16 protein-coding genes and 1 riboswitch are annotated in these 17,938 nt (G+C 54.3%); of the genes, 11 read left to right on the top strand and 5 right to left on the bottom strand.

Annotated elements, in window-relative coordinates:
- Positions 1-7 precede the first annotated feature (7 nt).
- Entirely contained in the window at positions 8-757 is a 750-nt protein-coding gene (locus ACK13D_RS02200) for a DeoR/GlpR family DNA-binding transcription regulator (RefSeq protein WP_062758925.1), read from the top strand.
- On the opposite strand, the gene ACK13D_RS02195 is transcribed toward ACK13D_RS02200, so the two are convergent.
- Positions 754-1,773 carry a LacI family DNA-binding transcriptional regulator gene (locus ACK13D_RS02195; protein WP_062758927.1) on the bottom strand — a complete coding sequence of 340 codons (1,020 nt, stop codon included), beginning with the start codon at positions 1,771-1,773 and terminating at the stop codon, positions 754-756. The genes ACK13D_RS02200 and ACK13D_RS02195 overlap by 4 nt on opposite strands.
- Before the next feature lie 256 nt (positions 1,774-2,029).
- Here ACK13D_RS02195 and ascF point away from each other — a divergent pair, with 256 nt between their 5' ends.
- The 6 genes from ascF (at position 2,030) to ACK13D_RS02165 (ending at position 8,396) form a co-directional block, all read left to right on the top strand.
- On the top strand, positions 2,030-3,496 hold the full coding sequence (gene ascF, locus ACK13D_RS02190) for a PTS cellobiose/arbutin/salicin transporter subunit IIBC (RefSeq protein ID WP_010246981.1): 1,467 nt from the start codon (positions 2,030-2,032) through the stop codon (positions 3,494-3,496).
- Between the two features lie 36 nt (positions 3,497-3,532).
- Positions 3,533-4,963, top strand: coding sequence for a 6-phospho-beta-glucosidase (locus tag ACK13D_RS02185; RefSeq protein ID WP_010246979.1), 1,431 nt, complete (start codon positions 3,533-3,535; stop codon positions 4,961-4,963).
- Positions 4,964-5,069: 106 nt separating this feature from the next.
- Positions 5,070-5,172: riboswitch (TPP riboswitch) on the top strand.
- Between the two features lie 68 nt (positions 5,173-5,240).
- Entirely contained in the window at positions 5,241-5,942 is a 702-nt protein-coding gene (locus ACK13D_RS02180; protein WP_418795562.1) for a TenA family protein, read from the top strand.
- Complete coding sequence (locus ACK13D_RS02175; RefSeq protein WP_022624420.1) at positions 5,939-6,679, top strand: ABC transporter ATP-binding protein; 741 nt, start codon at positions 5,939-5,941, stop codon at positions 6,677-6,679. The genes ACK13D_RS02180 and ACK13D_RS02175 overlap by 4 nt, the downstream gene beginning before the upstream one ends.
- Positions 6,676-7,437, top strand: a complete 762-nt coding sequence (locus ACK13D_RS02170) for an ABC transporter permease (protein ID WP_418795560.1) — start codon at positions 6,676-6,678, stop codon at positions 7,435-7,437. Before ACK13D_RS02175 ends, ACK13D_RS02170 begins: the two co-directional genes overlap by 4 nt.
- 23 nt (positions 7,438-7,460) lie before the next feature.
- The gene (locus ACK13D_RS02165; RefSeq protein ID WP_010246971.1) at positions 7,461-8,396 is read left to right on the top strand and encodes an ABC transporter substrate-binding protein; all 936 of its coding nucleotides are present in this window, start codon (positions 7,461-7,463) and stop codon (positions 8,394-8,396) included.
- Between the two features lie 42 nt (positions 8,397-8,438).
- On the opposite strand, the gene ACK13D_RS02160 is transcribed toward ACK13D_RS02165, so the two are convergent.
- Complete coding sequence (locus tag ACK13D_RS02160; protein WP_263054377.1) at positions 8,439-10,205, bottom strand: sensor domain-containing phosphodiesterase; 1,767 nt, start codon at positions 10,203-10,205, stop codon at positions 8,439-8,441.
- 152 nt (positions 10,206-10,357) lie between these two features.
- A complete protein-coding gene (locus ACK13D_RS02155) occupies positions 10,358-11,584 on the bottom strand; it encodes an FAD-dependent oxidoreductase (RefSeq protein ID WP_418795559.1) in 1,227 nt (408 codons plus the stop codon).
- A gap of 165 nt (positions 11,585-11,749) precedes the next feature.
- Between ACK13D_RS02155 and ACK13D_RS02150 the strand changes: the two genes are divergently transcribed.
- Both ACK13D_RS02150 and clcA read left to right on the top strand, forming a co-directional pair.
- The gene (locus ACK13D_RS02150) at positions 11,750-12,058 is read left to right on the top strand and encodes a YicS family protein (protein WP_060679302.1); all 309 of its coding nucleotides are present in this window, start codon (positions 11,750-11,752) and stop codon (positions 12,056-12,058) included.
- Between the two features lie 154 nt (positions 12,059-12,212).
- Positions 12,213-13,541, top strand: a complete 1,329-nt coding sequence (gene clcA, locus ACK13D_RS02145; protein ID WP_061902398.1) for a H(+)/Cl(-) exchange transporter ClcA — start codon at positions 12,213-12,215, stop codon at positions 13,539-13,541.
- Between the two features lie 19 nt (positions 13,542-13,560).
- On the opposite strand, the gene ACK13D_RS02140 is transcribed toward clcA, so the two are convergent.
- On the bottom strand, positions 13,561-14,085 hold the full coding sequence (locus ACK13D_RS02140; protein WP_010246964.1) for a phenolic acid decarboxylase: 525 nt from the start codon (positions 14,083-14,085) through the stop codon (positions 13,561-13,563).
- Between the two features lie 398 nt (positions 14,086-14,483).
- Between ACK13D_RS02140 and ACK13D_RS02135 the strand changes: the two genes are divergently transcribed.
- Positions 14,484-14,996 (top strand): LysR substrate-binding domain-containing protein, encoded by a 513-nt coding sequence (locus tag ACK13D_RS02135; protein ID WP_418795558.1) that lies wholly within the window; start codon positions 14,484-14,486, stop codon positions 14,994-14,996.
- Positions 14,997-16,077: 1,081 nt separating this feature from the next.
- Here ACK13D_RS02135 and ACK13D_RS02130 read toward each other — a convergent pair.
- Complete coding sequence (locus tag ACK13D_RS02130; RefSeq protein WP_346457035.1) at positions 16,078-16,758, bottom strand: type 1 glutamine amidotransferase domain-containing protein; 681 nt, start codon at positions 16,756-16,758, stop codon at positions 16,078-16,080.
- Between the two features lie 161 nt (positions 16,759-16,919).
- On the opposite strand from ACK13D_RS02130, the gene ACK13D_RS02125 reads away from it, so the two are divergent.
- The gene (locus ACK13D_RS02125) at positions 16,920-17,837 is read left to right on the top strand and encodes a LysR substrate-binding domain-containing protein (protein WP_060679309.1); all 918 of its coding nucleotides are present in this window, start codon (positions 16,920-16,922) and stop codon (positions 17,835-17,837) included.
- Positions 17,838-17,938: the final 101 nt, after the last annotated feature.

Here is a 17,938-nt window from a genome sequence, read left to right as displayed (position 1 = left end):
CGCAATTATGAACCCGCGACATCATCAGATTATTCAACTGGTTAATAGCCGGGGCAGCGTAACGGTCAGCGAACTGGCGCAGCTTACCGGGGTTTCTGAAGTGACGGTGCGGCAGGATCTCACGCTGCTGGAACGCGACCGACTGCTGCGGCGGGTTCACGGTTCCGCGCTGGCGCTGGACAGCGATAACGTCGGCACCCGCATGAATACCCGCTATCCCACTAAGCAGGCGCTGGCACGACATGCGGCCAGCCTGGTGCAGGCGGGTGAATCGGTGTTCATTGAAGGTGGCAGTACCAATGCGCTGCTGGCGCGTGCGCTGGCTGACCGTGCCGATCTTACGCTGATTACCGTCAGTCACTATATTGCCCAGCTTCTTCGGGAAGCCGCCTGTGAGGTGATTGTGCTCGGTGGCCTGCTGCAGAAAAGCAGTGAGTCGGTAGTCGGCCCGCTGACGCGGTATTCCATCCAGCAGGTTCATTTTCACCGGGCATTTGTTGGCGTGGATGGCTGGCATCCCGAAACTGGTTTTACTGGCCGCAACATGCTGCGCTGTGATGTGGTGGATGCCGTGCTGGCGAAAGGCGCTGAGAGCTATGCCCTGACCGACGCCTCCAAGTTTGGTCAGATTCACCCCTATCCGCTTTCATCCGGTTTTCAGGTCGGGCACGTGATTACCGATGAGACGCTGGATGCGGCGACGGTAGCGCAGCTCAGGGAACAGGCGATAGAGGTGATACAGATCGCCGCAGGTTAAGCAGAACGGCCGGGGCCTTTAGTAACGGAGTCCCGCAGCATCAGGCTGGCCGTGAAGGGTGCCTGAGTATGCCAGTCTCCGCCATCAAGCATGTTCAGCAGGCGGTTAATCGTCTCATCGATCATCTCGGTGACCGGCAGTTTCATGCTGGATAACGACGGCGTGATGAAGGGCGCCAGCGGAATATCATCGAAGCCAATCACCGAAACCTGCCCGGGTACCGCGATGTTGCATTCAGTCAGACGTTTGATGGCACCAATCGCCATCTCATCATTACTCGCCACCAGCGCGCTGAATGTCACCCTGCGTTCCAGCAGCTGGTCCACGGCCGCCATACCGCTCTGCGCCGTCCATTTACCGGTCACGATTCGCCGGGAATCGGCTTCAATGCCCTGTGCGGCCAGCGCAGCGTGATAGCCGGAAAGTCGCTCGACGCCGGTCGGCGAATCGAGTGAACCGGTGATAAACGCGATCTCGCGATGCCCCTGATTCAGCAGATGGCTCACCGCCGTGGCGCTGCTGGCGTGCTGATCGCTGTAAATGCAGTAGCTATGGTTGACGCGCAGCCGCCGGTTGATCACCAGTATCGGCTGTTTGTGCCGGGAGATAATCGCATCCAGCGCGTCAATGCTCAGGAAGCGCGGATAGATAATGATGCCGTCACAGCGCAGATCGAGCAGAAACTGAATCGCCGCCTCTTCCTGCTCAGCGGTGTGTTTGCCGTCCGCCAGAATCAGCTGGCGGCCCTGCTGCTCCAGTATGCGCGCGGAGTGTGCCATTAGTTCAGTGAAGTAGCTGCCGCTGTAGAGCGTATTGGTGATCACCAGTCCAATGGTCTGAGAGGTTTTTGTCGCCAGGTTGCGCGCCAGCAGATTGGGCCGGTATCCGGTTTCGGCAATCGCCTTCAGTACTTTTTCACGCTTTTCCTGCCCGACATAGCCATTGCCCGAGAGCACACGTGACACTGTCGCTTTAGAGACGCCCGCCCTGTTTGCCACTTCCTGAATCGTTGCCATGGTGATGCTCCTTTGCTGCGTCGTCCTGCAGTCTACCTAAGCCTCTCAATGTTGGAAATATTTACCCCGTCTTAGTATGAGGTTACCTGGCAGCATCAGGTGATGGAGTTCACAAAAAAGAGATCTGGATGATTTTGGCGCTTGTCGGCGCTGTGAAAGCACTTCATGATTTTGTGAAACCGGTTTCCTATTTACCTGCCCGCAGGCGAAAAAACATAAAAACTTTAACCGATTTACCCTACAGAGAAGAGCGATCATGCCCAGAAATTATGCCGAGGTGTCACGCGCCATCGTCGATGCGCTAGGCGGCCTCACCAATATCGAAGCCGTAACCCACTGCATGACCCGCCTGCGGTTTGTGTTGAAAGATGAAAACCAGGTCGACTATCCCCGGCTCAAGGCGATCAATGGCGTTATGGGCGTGGTGCACAACGACACTCAATGCCAGGTGATCATTGGTAACAACGTGTCACAGGCTTATCAGGCGGTGCTGGAGCTGGGATCGCCCGCAGCGACATCAACTGCACCCGTGAAACGTAAAATCACGCTGCGAGGCATCGGTGCAGGTATTCTTGATGCGCTGGTGGGCACCATGTCGCCGCTGATTCCGGCCATTATTGGCGGGTCAATGGTTAAGCTGCTGGCGATGATCCTGGATATGGCGGGCGTGTTTGAGAAAGGCTCATCAACGCTGGTCATCCTCAACGTGATTGGCGATGGCGCATTCTTCTTCCTGCCGATCATGGTGGCCGCCTCTGCGGCGCTGAAATTCAAAACGAACATGTCGCTGGCGATCGCCATTGCCGGTGTACTGGTTCATCCCAACTTTGTTGAACTGATGGCGAAAGCGGCACAGGGTCAGGCGGTGGAATTTGCTTACATCCCGGTGACCGCGGTGAAATATACCTATACGGTGATCCCGGCGCTGGTGATGACCTGGATCCTGTCGCACATCGAGCGCGGCGTGGATCGTATTACCCCTGCCGTCACTAAAAACTTCCTGAAACCGATGCTGATTGTGCTGATTGCGGCACCCATCGCGATTGTGCTGATTGGTCCGATTGGTATCTGGATCGGCAGCGGCATCTCCGCGCTGGTCTACACCGTGCATGGCTATCTTGGCTGGCTTTCCGTCGCGATTATGGGCGCAATCTGGCCGCTGCTGGTGATGACCGGGATGCATCGGGTGTTCACCCCCACCATCATCCAGACCATTGCCGAAACCGGCAAAGAGGGCATGGTGATGCCGTCAGAGATTGGTGCCAACCTCTCGCTGGGGGGATCGTCGCTGGCGGTGGCGTTCCGGACCAAAAACCGTGAACTGCGCCAGACCGCGCTGGCAGCGGCGGCATCAGCGATTATTGCCGGCATTTCAGAACCGGCGCTGTATGGCGTTGCGGTCCGTTTAAAACGACCGCTGATCGCCTGTCTGATCAGTGGTTTTATCTGTGGCGCGGTCGCGGGCATTGGCGGGCTGGCCAGCCACTCCATGGCCTCTCCCGGCCTGTTTACCAGCGTACAGTTCTTCGATCCCACCAATCCCATGAGTATTGTCTGGGTCGGTGCGGTCATGGTGTTGTCTGTGGTGCTCTCATTTGTGCTGACGCTGCTGTTAGGTTTTGAAGATATTCCTGAAACCGAGCCTGAAACCAAAACCGCACCCGAAAGCGCAACGCAACCTGCGCCCGTTACCGAACGCGCTAACGCGATTAATAGCCACTAAAGGAAAGGGTCATGCTGACCCGGAAAAGAGGATTGCATGTCTGATTCAAGGTTTCCGCAAGGATTTTTATGGGGCGGCGCACTGGCCGCCAACCAGAGTGAAGGCGGCTTTCGTGAGGGCGGAAAGGGCTTAACCACCGTTGACATGATTCCACATGGCCCACACCGTATGCCGGTCAAACTCGGTCTGGAAAAGCGTTTTAGCCTGCGTGACGATGAATACTATCCCAGCCATGAAGCCATCGATTTCTATCACCGCTATCCGGAAGACATTGCGCTGATGGCGGAGATGGGGTTCAGCGTGTTCCGCACGTCGATTGCCTGGAGCCGTCTCTATCCCAATGGCGATGAACTGACGCCCAATCCGCAAGGCATCGCCTTTTACCGCGCGGTCTTTGAGGAGTGCCGGAAATATAATATCGAACCGCTGGTCACGCTCTGTCACTTTGATGTGCCGATGCATCTGGTGACTGAATATGGCTCGTGGCGCAATCGCAAAATGGTCGACTTTTTTGCCCGCTATGCCCGCAGTTGCTTTGAGGCGTTTGATGGCCTGGTGAAATACTGGCTGACCTTCAATGAGATTAATATCCTTCTGCACAGCCCGTTTTCCGGCGCCGGTCTGGTGTTCGAACCCGGTGAGAACAAGGATCAGGTAAAGTATCAGGCGGCCCATCATGAACTGGTCGCCAGCGCGCTGGTAACGCGCATCGCGCATGAAGTAAATCCGATGAACCAGGTCGGCTGCATGCTGGCAGGCGGCAACTTCTATCCCTGGTCGAGCAAGCCGGAAGATGTCTGGGCTGCGCTGGAAAAGGATCGCGAAAACCTGTTCTTTATTGATGTGCAGGCGCGTGGGGCCTATCCGGCCTACGCCGCCCGCGTATTCCGTGAAAAAGGGGTGACGCTTGAGATCGCTGACGGCGATGCCGACATTCTGAAAAACAGCGTCGATTTTGTCTCGTTCAGCTACTACGCCTCACGTTGCGCCTCGGCAGAAATGAACGAGCAGAACAGCAGCGCCGCCAATGTGGTGAAATCCCTGACCAATCCCCATGTACCGCGCAGTGAGTGGGGCTGGGGTATCGATCCGCTAGGCTTACGCATCACGATGAATATGATGTATGACCGCTATCAGAAGCCGCTGTTTCTGGTGGAGAATGGCCTGGGCGCGCGCGATGAGATCGAATCAAATGGCGAGATCAACGATGATTACCGCATCAGCTATCTGCGCGAACATATCCGCGCCATGGGCGACGCGATCGAGGATGGCGTGCCAGTGATGGGTTACACCAGCTGGGGCTGTATCGATCTGGTTGCCGCCTCAACGGGTGAAATGAGCAAGCGCTACGGATTTGTCTATGTTGACCGCGACGACCTGGGTAACGGCACGCTGGCGCGCACGCGGAAGAAATCCTTCTGGTGGTACAAAAAAGTCATTGCCAGTAATGGTGCGGATCTTGAGTGACAACGTCACTTAAAATCTATCGTCATGCTGTTACTGGCGCGACAGAAACGCCGGAACAGAACGCTTATTTCTGCCGTTGTACTCCGGCAGTAATTATCGTATAACCAATGTCTCCGAGGGGTGTCCTGTAATGGGCTGAGATGGCGTAAGCCGAACCCTTTGAACCTGATCTGGGTCATGCCAGCGAAGGGACGGGTCGGCAGATTTTCTGCGTCATCTCCTGCAACATTCCCTGTTCCAGACCGTATGCCCGGATCTCCCTGTTACTGGAGATCCTATGTCACATCCGCTTTTCGACACCGGCTTTTATGGTCGTCTGCGCCAGCAGGCGGGCAGTCAATGGCACGCCTATATCGGGCACGATTTTGTGCGGCAACTCGGTCAGGGCACCCTGCCACACGCCGCCTTCCGCCACTATCTCACCCAGGATTATCTGTTTCTGTTGCACTTCGCCCGTGCCTGGGGCCTGCTGATCAGCAAACTTTCCGAGCCAGCAGCCTTACGCAGCGCAACGGCATCGCTTAACGCTATCGTCAGCGAACTGCCACTTCACCAGGCTTACTGCCAGCAATGGGGCATCAGCGAGGCGGCTATGGCGAGTGAACCCGAAGCCGTGGAAACGCTCAACTACACCCGCTACGTGCTGGACGTGGGTCACACCGGGGATGCGCTGGAGCTGCTGACCGCGCTGATGCCGTGCGTTGCCGGTTACGCTGAAATTGGCCTGACACTACTGCATGATCCCGCAACCCGCTTTGAGGGGAATCCTTACGCGGCATGGATAGAAAATTACGGCGACGAAGCCTATCTGGCTGGCGTTCGCTCCTCACTTTCACTGTTTGAAACCCTGGCCCGGCAGCGTGCCGGTGAACACCGGTTTCACCCGCTGGCGGAGATTTTTACCACTGCAACCCGGCTGGAAGCCGCTTTCTGGCAGATGGGTCTCAACCATGCTGCCGCCCAGCGGATCAGCTCATGAACCTGCCGTGCAGTCCGGTGCCGCCAGGCATTTCAATTCGCCAGCTCAGCCTGAATTATGGCCAGCAGCCACTCTTCAGCCAGCTTGATCTGGAGATCGCGGGCGGTGCTTTTACCGCTTTACTGGGTGCCAGCGGCGTCGGAAAAAGCAGCCTGATGCGGGTTATTGCTGGTCTGACGCCACCCACCGCCGGGCAGGTCAGCGGCAGCGACGGCCTGCCACTGACCGGACGCATCGCCTGGATGGGGCAACAGGATCTGCTCTATCCATGGCTGACGGTTGAACAAAATGTCTGCCTCGCCAGTCGCCTGAAAGGTGAAAGGGCCGATCGCGACTGGGCGCAGCATCTGCTGATGCGGGTAGGTCTTAGCCATTCTGCAAACGCGCGACCCGCGACACTTTCCGGCGGGATGCGTCAGCGCGCCGCGCTGGCCCGCACCCTCTACACCCGTCAGCCCGTTGTGCTGATGGATGAGCCCTTCTCCGCACTGGATGCACTCACCCGCGCTCAGATCCAGACGCTGGCCGCAGAAGTGCTGGTCGGACACACCGTGCTGCTGATTACCCATGACGCCGCTGAAGCCAGTCGGCTCAGTCACCACATGCTGGTGATCGGTTCTGCGGGAATTGAAACCTGCCCGCCCCTGGCGGGCCAGCCACCTCGGGCTGCAGACGACATACAGGTAATGCAGAGTCAGGCCGCATTGCTGAAGCAGCTGAGCAGGATAGCGGGATGAGATTACACAAAGGTTTTGCCAGTTTTCACCCTGGAGTGATGCTGTTTGCCGGACTGATTGCGCTGTGGTGGCTCGCCACGCTGACTTCGGTTCCGGCCTTTCTGCTGCCCTCACCCGCTGCGGTCGCCATCGCACTGTGGCAAAACGCCGGCTATCTCGGCCATCACACCCTGATTACTCTGACCGAGATCGTCAGCGGCATGGCTCTCGGCGTGCTGCTGGGGAGTGTGCTGGCGCTGGGCATGACCTTTTCGCCGTGGCTGCAGCGCTGGATGATGCCGCTGGTGATCACCAGCCAGGCGATTCCGGTTTTTGCCCTGGCGCCGCTGCTGGTGCTCTGGTTTGGTTTCGGCATGGGCGCAAAGGTCGCGATGGCCGTCCTCGTAATCTTCTTCCCGGTGACCTCCGCCTTTTTTGATGGCCTGCGTCGCGTCACCCCCGGCTATCTCGATCTGGCTCGCACGCTGGGCGCATCACCTGCAGCGCAACTGCGCCATGTCCGGCTGTTAGCCGCGCTGCCCGCCCTGGGCTCAGGATTGCGGATGGCGGCAGCCGTCGCGCCAATAGGCGCAATCATCGGTGAATGGGTCGGCTCGGCCAAAGGGCTGGGCTACGTGATGCTGAATGCCAACGCCCGGATGCAGAGCGACCTCTGTTTCGCCGCCTTGTTTATTCTGGTGCTGATGACGCTGGCCCTGTGGCTGACCCTCGACATCCTGCTGCGCCGCCTGATTACCTGGGCACCCGAGACACATTAATAACCATACCAATGAGAAAACCCATGACAAAAATGCCTCTGTTTACCCTGCTGTTCAGCGCCACCTTAGCCACACAGGCTCAGGCGATGGAGAAACTGACACTGGTGCTCGACTGGTATATCAACCCCGATCACGCACCCATTATGGTGGCCCAGCAGACCGGCGCGTTTGCGGCAGAAGGGCTGGAGGTTAACATTGTGCCGCCTTCCGATCCGGCGCTGCCGCCGCGTCTGGTGGCAGCAAAGCAGGCGGACTTAGCGATTACCTATCAGCCGCAGCTGCATTTCTTCGCCGATCAGGGATTGCCCTTGATGCGGGTGGGGACGTTGATTAACAGTCCGCTGAATACGCTGATGACGTTAGACGAAACGGTAAAAAAACCAGCCGATTTAAAAGGGAAACGTATCGGCTATTCGGTCAGCGGCATTGAACAGGCGACGCTGGCGACCATGCTGAACCATGATGGCGTTAAAGCCGATCAGGTTAAGCTGGTTAACGTCAACTTCCAGCTCACCAGCGCCCTGATGACCGGGCAGGTGGATGCCGTTATCGGCGGCTATCGCAATATCGAAGCGCTTGAGATGAAACAGCACGGTAAAAACCCGGTAGTCTTCAACGTCGAAGATTATGGTGTTCCGGCCTATGACGAACTGATCATCGTCGCCAACCGTGATGAGGCACACTCGGAGAAAATCAAAAAGTTTTTGCGGGCACTAAAGAAAGGTAATGCGCAGTTGCAGGCGCACCCGGAGGAGAGCTGGCAGGCCTTTGCCCGCGCGCATCCGGAGCTGAACACGCCGCTAAATCATCAGGCATGGCGTGCCACCCTGCCGCTGTTCGCTGCCGATCCGGCAAAACTGGATCGCGCACGCTATCAGGCTTACGAGCAATTTCTGTTTGATAACAAACTGATTAAAAGCATCACGCCGGTTGAGCGCTACGCCACCGGCAGTGAGTAATAAGAGAGCCCGCAACGATCGCTGCGGGCCATTTGCCTGGCATCACTTCTGATAAAGCCAGTGTTCAATATCGCTGGCTGGCAGCGGTTTTGAAAAGAAGTAGCCCTGGATTTGATCGCAACCGTAAGTTTTCAGCAACGTCAGGGTGGCTTCCGTCTCAACGCCCTCGGCCAGCACGGTGTAATTGAGCTCTTTCAGCATCTGAATAATGCATCTGACGATGATTTTTGATGCATCATCTTCACCCATACGCGAGATCAGGGATCGGTCGATCTTGATCACATCCAGCGGGATATCCTGCAGATAGCTGATGTTGCTGTAGCCAGTGCCGAAATCATCCAGCGAGATCACAAAGCCGTGTGATTTCAGCGCTTCCAGCCCGCTGATCGCCACATTGGTTTTGGTGATCAGTTCATTCTCCAGGCACTCAATGCCCAGAATAGAATTGGGTAACTGAGCCGCCGCTAATTTTGCCACCAGCCGATCGGCAAAATCGGGCTTTGCGAAGTCGCGTTCGCTGACGTTGATCGAAACCGGAATCAAATCGTACTCGCGATCCCAGCGCGTAAGCTGCTCAATAGTGTGATCGATAACCCAGTTGGTCAGATCGGAAATCAGGTTGGTTTTACCCGCTAACGGAATGAATTCTGAAGGGAAAAGCTCGCCCCGCTCAGGATGATTCCAGCGGATAAGCGCCTCCAGCCCGACCGTTTTACCGCTTTTGAGACACACTTTAGGCTGCCAGGCCAGGTAAAGCTCTTCGTCTTTATTCAGCGCCTGAGCCAGATCGTTCATGATCATAAAGTCATCGGTGCGCCGCGAGTCGTAACTCTCTTCAAAACACATTGCACTGATGTTCTCATCCACCGCCTCATGCAGCGCGCTCACGGCCTGACGCACCGTTTCATTGGCATCCATCTGGCCCGGTACAAACTCTGTTTCACCGGTAAAGACATCCAGGTCGAGCGTGATATTTTCCGCCAGATCGGCCTTCATGCCCTTAAACAGGTCGATCATGTTATGTGCGGTATAACGACCCGAGTAGGGCTGAACAATAGCAAAACGGCCTGGAGCGAAAGTATAGAGCGTCTCATTCTCCGGAAGATTGAGCCGGTGAGCGACATCCTGCGCCATCTGCTTTAGCAGTTTCTCCATCGGCGCAATGCCCACCGCACGGGAAAGCTCATAGGCGCGAATGATGTCAAGGCAGTCGATAAGAATCAGGCGAAAGCGGCTCTCTGGTGCGACAAGAGTCAGTTGCTGAATATCACGAATCAAGCGTGGGCGATTCGGCAGGTGCGTAATGACGTCGGCAAAACCCGCATTGTTCCAGGCATCCAGAAATGAGGTGACCAGCGTAGCCAGTGAGCGCAGCGTGGCGAGTTTCTCATCCGTAAAAGGATGTGGCTGGGTGTCGGTGACGCAGAGTGTGCCCAGCACCGCGCCGTCGAGGTTCTGCAGCGAGACACCGGCGTAGAAACGAATATGCGGATCGCCTTTCACAAACGGGTGCGTGACAAAGCGCTCATCCAGTAAGGTGTCATACACCACCAGATGTCCCTCACCATCAATGACGTGGCGGCAAAGAGATTCATCACGGGTCGATTGCTTAAGATCGAAGTTGCGGGACGCTTTAATATATTGGTTATGATCGTCAATAATTGAAATGAAGCTGCCAGAAATACCCAGCACCTGGCTGGCGAGATTAACGAATCTTTCCAGCACCTTATCCCGGGCTTCATCCGGGGACAAAAGTGCCTTGATCGCACTCAGACGTTTTACGTCGCTGCCATTTTGCTCGTTATGCACTGAAACCTCTCCTATGCAGGCGCAAAAATCGAAAATAATTTAGCTCAGAAATGCTCAATTAGCGCCCAATTATCAGATAAATAGCGGCTCAATCTGACAGTACTTTCACAGTGAAACAGTGTCGCATGATATCTGATCGCTGTCGAAATCATTTAACGCTCTTCTTTCATGTGCGCAACCTGCGGCGACTCCGTCCTGAAGCCCAGACCGATCAGGCGTCCCAGTACAAAACGCAGAAACGGCAGGCGCTGGATAATCACGGGAACCTTGCTGCTTCCCGTAGGTTTTCTTTTTGCTTTGCTGCGGCTCATTTTGATCTGCAAAAACTGTGTGGCGACGGTAGGGAACTGACGGCGCTTCTGCACTTTTTCCAGGTCGCGCAGTTGCAGTTCTCCTCGCTTCAGAGGATCGGTCAAAAGATTCGCCGTCGCTACCGCATCCTGAATCGCCAGATTTACGCCAACCCCACCAATCGGCGACATGGCATGCGCCGCATCACCAATGCAGAGAAGCCCGGGCTTCGCCCACTTATCCAGGCGGTCAATACGTATCGTCAACAGTTTGAACGCCTCCCAGCTCTCGATTTCCGCCATGCGCGCAGGCCCGAACGGCGACAGTGCGGCAACTTCCGCTTTAAACGCGTCGAGTCCGGCGGCCTGTTTCGCTTCAAACTCCCCTTTCGGAATAGTCATTCCGCACTGCCAGTAGTCGCCGCGATCAATAACAATAAAGTTCTGGCGTGGCCCTTTATGCCCCATACCCAGATCGGGATCCTGCGGCTGTTTACTTAAGCGGAACCAGATGACATCGCGTGCTGCACCGAACTCCTGTCCGGTCAGTCCCGCCGCTTCGCGTACGCGTGAATGGCGGCCATCTGCACCGACCACCAGTTTACAGCGGATGTGCAGTTGCTGATTCCCGCGGGAAGCTATCACACCACTGACCTTGCCATTTTCAACATTCAGCGACTCAAAAGAGGTCGACTGCAGCAGGCTGAAGCCCGAATACCGGGCGCTCTGTTCAGCCATATAGTTCAGGAAATCCCACTGCGGCATAAAGGCGATAAAACGGCACTGAACCGGCAGGCGTGAGAAATCGGCCATCGTAATACTCTGTCCGCCGATTTCCGCCTCCAGCTTTTCAGCACGCTGATGCGGTAGCGTCAGGAAAGATTCCAGCAGACCGAGCTGGTGCATAATTTCCAGCGTCGAGGGATGGATGGTGTCACCGCGAAAATCGTGGAGAAAATCGGCGTGCTTTTCGATCACCACCACGCGCAGGCCTGCGCGGGCGAACAGATAACCCAGCATTAATCCGGCCGGGCCACCGCCGACGACACAACAGTCAGCGGTGAGAATTTCAGTGGAATGTGGCTGCATGTCAGCTCCCTGTCACGCCAGTATTGCTATGATTATTGCGTCGACCGTGGCGACGTTGCCGCAGTCGGTCGGGGATATTGTGCTCAGGCTAATCACTCAATGCGATTAATATCAACTGAAAACTGCCGAAGACCCGATCCTGTCCTCAGCAGTCAGGAGACCATCATGAACGTGATCCGCAACACGCTGTTTATTCTGCCGCTGTTAAGCCCGCTGATTGTGGCAGCCGCACCCTACGACACGCTGAAGTTTGCGCTGCGTCAGCAGCAAATAACTGACGATCTGCGCCAGAAGTGCCAGCTATCGCCAGCCATCTCCGATGAAAAACTGCGTCAGACGTTTCTTAACGATAAGCAGAACCAGAAGCAGAATCAGGTCACGCTGACTGCGGCGGCTCAGGCGCTGAAAAACCAGGATGATCCAGCCTACCGCGAACGCATGGCGCAAGTGGTTTGTCCACCACAGACGAATTAACCCTTTACCCCGATGAAATTGATCCTGACGTTTGTTTTCACATTATCACTCAGTAAACTGGGGCGCTGGTCTGGTTGAACAAGAATGTCTCTCAATGAATGAAGAATCACCGCAGCCGGTTTATGTTCCCCGCTCCATCGCGGCGCGCAGCCGGATGTTTCGCGCCCTGCTCTATCGTGATAAAACGCCGCTGGCGATGCTGTTCTGTGCCGCGCTGGTCGGTACGCTGGTTGGCCTGGCGGGCGTGGCGTTTGCCCGGGCCGTTGAAACAATACAGCAGTGGCGTGCTGACACGCTTATACCATCGCAGTTTCAGGGCTGGATGCTCTACGCCGCCGCCTTTGCCATCTCGGCTCTGCTGGCGATGGTGGGCTATTTTCTCGTCAGGCGCTTTGCTCCCGAAGCGGGTGGCTCCGGTATCCCTGAAATTGAAGGGGCGCTGGAAGAGCTGAGGCCTGTGCGCTGGTGGCGGGTGATTCCGGTGAAGTTCTTTGGCGGCATGGGCACGCTGGGTGCCGGTATGGTGCTGGGCCGGGAAGGCCCGACAGTGCAGCTGGGCGGGAACATTGGCCGCATGGTCATTGATATTCTGGGGATGCGCAGCAATGAGGCACGCCATACGCTGCTGGCAACCGGCGCGGCGGCCGGTCTGGCGGCAGCGTTTAATGCGCCGCTGGCGGGCATCCTGTTTATCATCGAGGAGATGCGTCCGCAATTCCGCTATAACCTGATTTCAATTAAAGCCGTGTTTACCGGTGTGATTATGGCCAGCATTGTGTTCCGCTGTTTCAACGGCGAACAGGCGGTGATCTCCGTCGGCAAGCTGGCTGATGCGCCGGTGCAGACGCTGTGGCTCTATCTGGTGCTCGGGATGATTATCGGTATGGTCGGCGTCCTGTTTAATCGCCTGATATTTATCACGCAGGACCTTTTTGCGCGCTTTTATGCCGGTAAAACGGCACGCGTAGTGCTGGCCGGTGCATTGCTGGGCGGCAGTTGCGGTATTCTGGCTCTGCTGTTTGCACCTGGCGCAGGCGGCGGTTCAGAACTGATCCCACAGGCGGTCCATGGCGTCTTCCCGTTCACCCTGCTGTTGATCATCTTTCTGGTCAGGCTGGTGACCACCCTGCTCTGTTTTGGCTCAGGTGCGCCGGGCGGTATTTTTGCGCCGATGCTGGCGCTGGGTACGCTGCTCGGTACAGCCTTTGGGGTGGTCATGTCGGACCTGTTCCCGTTTTATCATCTGGAAGCGGGCACATTTGCTATCGCGGGGATGGGAGCACTGTTTGCGGCGTCGGTAAGGGCACCGCTGACCGGTATCGTACTGGTGCTGGAGATGACCGATAACTATCAGCTGATATTGCCGATGATTATTACCTGTCTGGGCGCTACGCTACTGGCGCAGTTTCTGGGAGGGAAACCACTCTACTCATCAATCCTCGCCCGCACGCTGGCGCGTCAGGCAGAAGCTACCCGCCCGTAGGGGCGGGTGACCGGCTTAATTACTTACCATCAAAGTAGTCAGCAGGCATCTGTCCAGGTGCCTGATTGATCACTTCATCGTTATCTGGACCTTCATTCTTCATATAGGTCACTTTCGCAAACTCTGGAATGATCACATACGGATAGGCCGGCCCTTCATCGCGGAAGCGGTGCATATCTTCAATGAAATCATTCTGATAGCAGATAGTTTTTTCCGGATGCTGACCTTCACCGGCAATCCACTGCGGGAAGAAAATTGTGCCGTGAACCAGGGTGCGATTCAGATCAAACAGCAGGCTGACGCAGGTGCCGGTGGGTTCATGCCAGTCTACTTTGTAGATGCCAGGGGCGAACTGAATCGCGTGCATTTTCTGGTTGGTCACCCAGCGGCCACCTACCAGTCCCTGATGAATGCGGTAGTCGCAGGTGGTTTCGTTGCGAGCATACCACTCATATTTCCAGCCATTATCATAGGTATAGACAAAATGCGTACCGACGAACTGAGAAAGATCGCTGGAGATATTCTCTGGAGATTCTGCAGACATTTTAACCTCTGTTTGAATAGCGCACTTAACAGGCGCAGATGAATTTCAAAAGAAAGCTATAGCGCAATAACTCGGTGAATATTGACTATGACGCAGATTGATTTTTTTACCATCAGAAAACGGAAATGGTTCGCAATGGGTAAATTAAAAACCCATTAAAAAATCCTTCCCGGACCCCTGAGGCAATAGACTCCAGAAAAGAGATACTTTCATATGAATTTCTAGTGAAATCTTATAGATGCATAGTTGTCAGGTGAGAAATCTATCAGTCATCTATCACTATGCTGAGTAAGTCTTTCTTCAGTATATTTTGGATATAGAGCTTATTTTTCAATAACTTTAAAAGTATAACATATGCATTTTCCTTTTTTTGGGTTGATTATGTTTTCATCATTACCTTGCCAGATAAGACACTGTCAGGACAATTTGAACATGGGTACGTTGATGTGGCGTTGCTGACGCCAGAGACCACGCCGCCGACATTGCATACGCAGCAACTGTTCAATGAAGAATATGTTTGTCTGCTGAGTGAAAATCATCCTCTGGCGGGCAGTGCGACGCTGTCGCTGGATGAGTTTTGTGCGCAGGATCATGCGCTGGTTTCGTGGCCCGTCGGAAAATTTCATGGGGTCACCGACCAGGCTTTGGCTGCAATTGGCCGGGCCCGCCGTGCAACGCTCTCAGTTTGCAGTTTTCTGGTGCTCCCGGAAATTTTGCGCGTCACTGATTTGGTAAGCGTGGTACCGAAACGACTGGCGGTCGACACTACGGGTCTGGTCATGTTGCCAGCCCCCCTGGTCATCCCCGGCTTCAGCAAAATCATGGCCTGGCATAACCGAACCCATCATCACAAAGGGCATGAGTGGCTGCGTGAACGACTGGCGTCCGTGGCTAAAACGGTGGTGTATTAACAGGGATAGCGGACTGCGGCTCACTGTTTTGCGATTTTGTTTAAGCAACAGACAGGATAACGGGGCGTTATATCGCATTCTGTCCGACGTCGAAAAGGCAAAATCGCGCTTTGCTATGTCGATAGCGGGGTAAAAATTGATGCTGGGGAATTCAGGAAAGAGAGTGTTGAACTGAGGAAAAAATAGCAGAAAAATAAATCGCGCGTGAGTCACTTTAAATATTATCGAGAAAAGCTGCTTTGATAATGTTAATTACTCATATTTACGTTCTGAAAAGAACTGACGGACAACGTAAAATGATAAAAGCCCTGACTGAAATAGCCAGGGCTTTTAAGGTACTACAGATTTTACGTTTACCATTAACTAACTTAATTGATAGTACTACTTCGGTACTGCTATTTATGAACAGATCCTGCGGATAATAATGATCACGATACTGAAATGTCACTATTATTAGCGGTTTCAACCACCTGATAGTCTTTCAGGAGACAAAGACAGGTCAGGCCCGTATAAATCTGCACACCCCCATCGCGATATATACTCTTTGATGCGTTGCCTTACTTTCATTACGACGTTTAAACCGCAATCGTATCCTGTCGTAACGTAACGTTCAGAACTACGAGGCCTTACATCATCGCGACGCGATACTACATACTTCTTAAAGACTTACTTCGACTCCATTTAACAGGGTTATCTTAACTAACGAACAGTTTTAAAGAACAATGTTTAACAGAACCACCGACAACATCAACTCAAACACTTGTCGGCACCTTTAACACATAACACCTTTGGTTTTCAGTCTATCAGGGCAACTGCACGCCGCTGATGAGTCCTACTTTACGGATATAAAAAACGATGTCAACACTGGTTTTAAAAACATGTTTATATTTGCAGTGAATTTTTTCAGGCAATCATTTAGCTCTGAAACGCCCGTAAATTTATTATCAATGTTAAGAAAATTGAGCCCTAATCTATTCAACCTGAATAATTAAGCAGGTCACTATCTATCCTGACACTTAACGGTAGCAATAAAAAAAGGCGCCCGCAGGCGCCCTCAAAACTCAGCATGCTGTAAAGATCTTTATTTCGCCAGGCTTGCCAGTAAAACCTTCGCGGTCTCGGCTGATGAACCTGGGTTCTGACCGGTAATCAGCAAGCCATCCTGAACCGTATAGGACTGCCAGTCATCACCGCGTGAGTAGAGACCCCCGTTCTGTTTCAGCACATCTTCAACCAGGAACGGCACCACCTCAGTCAGGTCAACGCCCTCTTCTTCACTGTTCGTGAAGCCAGTAACTTTCTTTCCTTTGACCAGAGGCGTGCCATCAGCATTTTTCACATCACGCAGGACACCTGGAGCATGACAGACCAGCGCAACCGGTTTGCCCGCCTGCAGGGTTTGCTCAATCAGCGAAATGGAGTGTTTGTCGTTTGCCAGATCCCATAAAGGACCATGGCCGCCTGGATAGAAAACGGCATCAAACGCTTCCTGATCAACAGTATCAAGCTTGACGGTCGAGGCCAGTACTGCCTGAGCAGCAGAATCGGCATGGAAGCGGCGGGTCTCATCAGTCTGAGAATCGGGTTCATCACTTTTTGGATCGAGTGGAGGCTGTCCGCCCTTCGGTGAAGCCAGGGTAATCTCTACGCCCGCATCAAGAAATGCATAGTAAGGTGCTGCAAGCTCTTCCAGCCAGAAACCGGTCTTCTTGCCAGTGGTGCCCAACTCATCATGCGAGGTCAAAACCATTAAAATTTTCATTTCCGCTCCATATAACAGTTAGTCGGTTTCAGGTGTAAGGATAGTCAGAACCAGCGTCTGAGCCGCTATCTTCTGCGTTGACCCGTTAATCATGGCGGGGTTACGAATATTTATGAAATTTATTTCTTCAATTTCAGTTATTCACATAGCATTATAGCTTAATGAAATACGATCTGAATTTACTGCCAGTTTTGCTGGTCATGATGGAGGAGCGCAACGTTACCCGCGCAGCGGAACGGCTTGGTATAACCCAGCCGGCGCTTTCTAATGCATTAAACCGGCTGCGTGAAACGCTCAACGATCCGCTATTTATCCGCGAGCGTTACGGGATGCGACCGACGCCGAAAGCGGAACAGCTGGCTCAGGTGGTCGGTGCTGCGCTGTCATCGATCGACAAGGTTATTCTTGGCCAGCAGGACTTTGATCCGCTTCATGCCACCCGGCTCTTCACGCTTGCGCCTAACAGCTATGTCGAATTCATCATGATGCCTGCCATCGTGGCTCGTCTGAGGAGCTGTGCGCCCGGCATCCGACTCCGCCTCACTCCTTTTGGCAATGACGTCACTGAAACCGGTGTGATTTCAGGTAATACCGATATGGTGCTGGGCCGTATCGTGGAGCCGCCCGACAATCTCGTCGTTCAGCACCTGATGAATGAAGGTCTGGCCTGCGTAATACGCGCCGATCATCCGCTGGTGGGCGAAAACCTCAGCGCAGAGCAATATGAGCAGTTAAAGCACGTCAACGTTCTGCCGCCTGGCCGTATGCGCGCCGGGTTATATCAGGCGCTTGAGCAGCGGGGCCTGCGTCGTCAGGTTGCAGTCTCCGTCACCCACTTTCTGGCCGTGCCGGAAATGATTGCGGTCACGGACTACTGCGCGACCCTGCCGCGTTTGATTTGTCAGCACCTTTCACGCGATCAGCGGCTCAGAATCATTCCCGCGCCGGTTGACCTGGGCACCTTTCCGGTTGAAATGGGCTGGCATGCACGCTATCGCGACGATCCTGCCCATCGCTGGTTCAGGACGTTGATTACAGAGACGGCACAGTCGCTGTCTGATCCCCAGATAAACAATTAGCACGATCACCATTGCCGCACTAATAGTTAATATTGATATCATAACCTGAGTTACTATTATTCTCATCGGAGGCAAACATCCTCCCAATTCATAACTCAGGA

The sequence above is a fragment of the Pantoea sp. K16 genome (assembly GCF_048452805.1).
Classification (GTDB): Bacteria; Pseudomonadota; Gammaproteobacteria; order Enterobacterales; family Enterobacteriaceae; genus Pantoea; species Pantoea agglomerans.
The sequence above is the reverse complement of the archived record's forward strand: the minus strand, read 5'-3'. Positions and strand labels throughout refer to the sequence as shown.